General features: G+C 42.2%; 1 protein-coding gene. It reads left to right on the top strand.

Annotated features, from left to right (window positions below; translation table 11 throughout):
- Positions 1 to 4,574: DUF4347 domain-containing protein (locus tag DNJ77_RS09700; protein WP_116964862.1), on the top strand; the 4,574-nt coding region annotated here is incomplete at both ends.

Below are 4,574 nucleotides of genomic sequence, written 5' to 3'. Positions count from 1 at the left end.
AATCTTTCAGCGGTACATATTGTCTCTCATGGTGATGTCGGCAAGCTGTATTTAGGTAATGAAGCGCTTTCTTTAGACAATATTGGCGATTATGCGGCAAGTTTGGCACAGTGGGGAAAAGCATTAACTGACACAGGGGATATTTTATTTTATGGCTGTAATGTCGCCGAAGGGCAACAAGGTCAAGCATTTGTGGAAGCATTAAGGTCATATACAGATGCTGATATTGCAGCATCTATTGATACGACAGCAAGTCAAGATAATGGAGGGGATAGCATACTGGAATATGGACAAGCAATAGACAATAGTGAGATTCTTCATTTTGAGGGTTATGCTTATCGCTTGGATGCACCGGCAGTTCTAGTGGGAGGAAGTTCATTTAACTCAATCACTCAACTGGGTGACAACATTTATGGTGAGAACTCAGGGGATTTGTTGGGTGGATCACCTTATGCTGGAGGGGTAGTTTCTTTAAGTGCCGATGGCATGACAATGGCAATCGGAGCAGAGGGAAATGATGGCAATGGCACTTATTCTGGTCATGTACGGATATATAGCTGGAGTGGCACTACCTGGATTCAAAAGGGAGTCGATATTGATGGTGAGGTGGCAGGAGAGCGATCTGGAATATCGGTTTCGTTAAGTGCCAATGGCAATACGGTGGCAATTGGAGCTTGGAGTGGAAATAAGGCACGAATATATGAGTGGAATGGTAGTACCTGGATAAAAAAGGGCGGTGATATTAATGGTGAAGTAGGAGATGATAACTTTGGTTTCTCAGTATCATTAAGCAACGATGGCAATACCGTGGCAATTGGTGCGTCTCATAATGATGGCACGACAGGAAACGCAAGTGACGATAGAGGTCATGTACGGATCTACAGCTGGAATGGCACTACTTGGGTACAAAAAGGCGTTGATATTGATGGTGAGGCAGCAGGTGATCAATCTGGTTATTCAGTGTCCTTAAGCGCCGATGGTAACACCGTGGCAATCGGAGCAATTGGAAATGATGGCAATGGTAGTAATTCAGGTCATGTACGGATATATAGCTGGAATAGTGTAACGTCCACCTGGGATAAATTGGGGCAAGACATTGATGGTGAGGTAGCAAGTAATAACTCTGGTTGGTCAGTTTCGTTAAGTGCCGATGGCAACACCGTGGCAATTGGTGCACCTAGTAATAGTAGTAGTACTGGTCATGTACGGATATATAGCTGGAATGGTGGTGGATGGATACAAAGGGGTGTTGATATTGATGGTACAGCAGCAGGAGATCGATTTGGATTTTCAGTATCGTTAAGTAATGATGGCAATACCGTGGCAATAGGCGCAGATGATGGAGTTTCACAGGATAAAGGCTATGCACGCATATATAGGTGGAATGGTAGTAGCTGGGTCAAATATGGTCCAGATATGCAAAGTAATATAACGAACGATCGATTTGGATGGTCAGTGGCTTTGAGTGCCGATGCTAGTAAAGTGGCAGTTGGTGCACCTCAAAATGATGGTACGACCGGAAACAGTACAGACAATAGAGGGATGGTACGGGTATATAGTTTAATTCCACGTTATACGGTGAATGAAGATACTGCACTTGCTATCAATAATATTTCGATTAATGATGTGGATGGTAATTTGTCAACTGTACGCTTACAGGCTAATAATGGAACATTGAATGTGACGTTATCAGGCGCTACAATCAGTGCCGGTAGCAATGGTAGCAATGATTTGACGATAAGCGGCACACAAGCAGAAATCAATGCAACGCTTGCAAGTTTAACCTATCAAGGCAACCTTGACTTCAGCGGTAGTGACACCTTAACACTCACAGCAACCGACAGTGGTAGCTCAAATACGGTGCAGTTAATCGGTATTACGGTTATTGAAAAACATGAGCCGATATTAACAGGTGGCGTAGCTTTAGAGTATAGCGGAAATGATGGAGCGGTAGTAATTGATAATACCATTAGCATTACTGATATGGATGATGTAAATCTTGAAAGTGCAACGGTGAGTATTAGCAGCAATTATGTAAATGGTGGAGATGTATTATCGTTTGTGAATGTTGGAAATATAACCGGTACCTTCGATGTACTAACTGGCATATTAAGCTTAACAGGAACAGATACTTTGGCAAATTATGAGGCGGCATTAAGGACAGTTCGTTATGAAAATTTAGCTGATCAACCAACCATATTGACTCGCACTATTAGTTTTGTTGTAAACGATGGCGATGATGACTCAGAGATTCTTACAAGTACCATTAATATACTAACACCAGTGGCTCAGCTTAGCGTGCCATTGGTTGGTGATATTTCGGAAGATCACTTAGGGCACTCAGTTGCCTTAAGTGCTAATGGGACAATTCTTGCAGTAGGGGCGAAGGATCATGATTTCAACGGAGACCGTTCTGGTCAAGTGAAAATTTATGAGTGGAATGGTAATGGCTGGACGCAAAAGGGTCAAAATCTTTACGGTGAAGCCAGTAACGATGAATTTGGGCATTCAGTGGCATTAAGTGATGATGGTACTATTGTCGCAATTGGAGCAGAAGGAAGAAATAATAGTACTGGCGAGGTTAAGATTTATCAATGGAATGAGCTTAACGGCAGTTGGGAACAGCTGGGAGGAGGTATTCTGGGTGAAGCTGAGGGAGATTCTTCAGGTTCTTCAGTTTTAGGGTTTAGCGCGGATGGTTTGACGGTTGCCATAGGAGCTTCAGGTAATGATGCCAATGGAAATGGATCTGGTCATGTTCGAGTTTATCATTGGGATAGCACTAATTGGGTAAAATTAGGGCAGGATATTGATGGGCAGACAGGAGATGGTGCTGGTTGGTCAGTTTCGTTAAGTGCAGATGGGATGACACTGGCAGTTGGCTTTGTCAATGCTAACACTCATGGTCAGGTTAAGATTTATGAATTGGATAACAATAATTGGGTGCAAAAGGGTTTGGATATCAATGGTTCTGCAGAAAGTTCAGCACTAGGTGGTGCAGTGTCCTTAAGTGCTAATGGAAATATTATTGCGATCAATGCAAGGTTTGGTACTAACTTTACTGGTCAAGTTAAGGTGTATGAATGGAATGGCAGCAGTTGGGAGCAGCGCGGACAAAGTTTCAATGGTGAAGTTAACTTTGAGCTATTAGGTGCCTCAGTATCGCTGAGTGCCGATGGTTCAATACTAGCATTTTCAGCACCTAATAATGGTGATTCTCCAATTAATGCTGGCGTGGTAAGACTTTATCAATGGAATGACAGCAGTTGGACCAAGTTAAAAGAGGATATTTATGGTGCAACGGCAGGTGATGGTGCGTATGCGATATCCCTAAGTGACGATGGTTCAGTATTAGCAATTGGATCACGTAACAATAATGATAATGGATCTGGTGCTGGTCATGCGCGAGTTTTCCGTATAGCATCAGCACCAGTCAATATTATTCCAGGAGTACAAGCTCTCAATGAGGATAGTACACTTGCTATCAACGGACTTACTGTGAGAGATGAAAGTGGAATCTTGGCGAGCACACGTTTACAAGTCAATAATGGTACTTTGACAGTAACCTTGTCTGAATCTGCAACGATCAGTGCAGGCGCTAACGGCAGTGGTGATTTAACGATCAGTGGAAATGCAAATGATATCAATGCGACATTAGCGAGTTTAATCTATCAGGGTAACCTTAATTTCAATGGCAATGATAACCTTACTGTGACCTCAAATGAACAGGGTCTATTTGCATTATCGGATGTAGACATCGTTTCAATTACTGTGAATGCGGTGAATGATGCGCCGACAGCTTCTCATAATACAGTGGTGATAAATGAAGACAGCAGCCATGTTTTTACAGCGAGTGACTTTAACTTTGCCGATATTGATGGTGATGTATTAGACAGTGTTAAGATTACGAACCTACCAACAATAGGTAGCTTAAAATTAAATGGTGTAGCAGTGACCGTAAATCAAGTGATCACTAAAGCAAATATTGATGGAGGTTTATTGATCTTTACCCCTGTTGCAAATGGCAATGGTAGTAATTATGCCAGTTTTGACTTTAGCGTAAATGATGGCACAATTGATTCTGTGTCGACTTATACGATGAGTATTGATGTCACCTCAATCAATGATGCCCCAACCGCAGCTAACAGCACGATTATAACAGCAGAAGATACAGCTTATACATTTGCGGCATCCGACTTTAACTTTGCTGACGTGGATGGCGATACCTTAGCAAGCATTACAGTCACAAATTTACCGACAATAGGTAGCTTAAAATTAAATGGTGTAGCAGTAACTTTGAATCAAGTGATCACTAAAGCCAATATTGATGGAGGTTTATTGATCTTTACCCCTGTTGCAAATGGTAATGGTAGTAATTATGCCAGTTTTGGCTTTAAGGTAAATGATGGTGCGCTGGAGTCCGTGTCAGCGTATACGATGAGTATTAATGTCACTCCCGTGAATGACGCACCAAGTATCAGTGGTTTAACCACTTCATCACCTTATACAGAAAGTGCGGCAGATGATAGCATAAGTCCGATCAAATTGGTGTTAGATCCGAGTCTTTTCTTGGA

The sequence above is a fragment of the Fastidiosibacter lacustris genome (genome assembly GCF_003428155.1).
In the GTDB taxonomy this organism is placed as follows: Bacteria; Pseudomonadota; Gammaproteobacteria; order Francisellales; family Francisellaceae; genus Caedibacter; species Caedibacter lacustris.
The sequence above is the reverse complement of the archived record's forward strand: the minus strand, read 5'-3'. Positions and strand labels throughout refer to the sequence as shown.